Genomic DNA, 629 nt, shown 5'->3' with positions numbered 1-629 from the left:
TTAACCGGGAAATCCCGGCTAATGGGATAAACATTTTATCCTGCAAGTCTTTTACTAATTTTTCTCAAGCCTTTTGCCTAACTTGTGGAGGATAACGGATTCGAACCGTTGACCCCCTGCGTGCAAGGCAGGTGCTCTAGCCAGCTGAGCTAATCCCCCAATATTATATTTTCAGTAATCTTCAAGTTTCACTTTTGAAACTTAAGGGTGATCTTGTCAACCCGATAGCTATCGGGATACAATTGTTTCTTTTCAAGAAATCATAATTCCATACTTGCTTAATGTAAGGAATCAATATGTGGGCCTGCGTGGACTCGAACCACGGACCTCTACATTATCAGTGTAGCGCTCTAACCACCTGAGCTACAGGCCCATTAAATCCTATATTCCTAAATTCAACTTTTTGAAGCCCACTTACTGAGCAACAACGAACCTTCCCGAAATCCATCGGGACGTCCTAAACACCTGAACTACAGGCCCATTATATTCTACCACTTATTTCAAATTCTTGTGAAGCTCTCTTTTGAACTACCACGGACTTTCCCGATATCCATAGGGACGTCCTAAGCACTTAAGCTACAGGCAAAACATTAAAGTAGTAAGACAGACATTCACGAATACCAAAGCAT

2 tRNA genes are annotated in these 629 nt (G+C 41.8%); both read right to left on the bottom strand.

Annotation, left to right across the window (positions count from 1 at the left end):
* Positions 1-85: 85 nt before the first annotated feature.
* Positions 86-159 (bottom strand) — tRNA-Ala (locus DB520_RS26325).
* A gap of 140 nt (positions 160-299) precedes the next feature.
* Positions 300-373 (bottom strand) — tRNA-Ile (locus DB520_RS26320).
* Between the last annotated feature and the right edge of the window lie 256 nt (positions 374-629).

It is taken from the genome of Pleomorphovibrio marinus (assembly GCF_003347495.1).
In the GTDB taxonomy this organism is placed as follows: Bacteria; Bacteroidota; Bacteroidia; order Cytophagales; family Cyclobacteriaceae; genus Pleomorphovibrio; species Pleomorphovibrio marinus.
The sequence above is the reverse complement of the archived record's forward strand: the minus strand, read 5'-3'. Positions and strand labels throughout refer to the sequence as shown.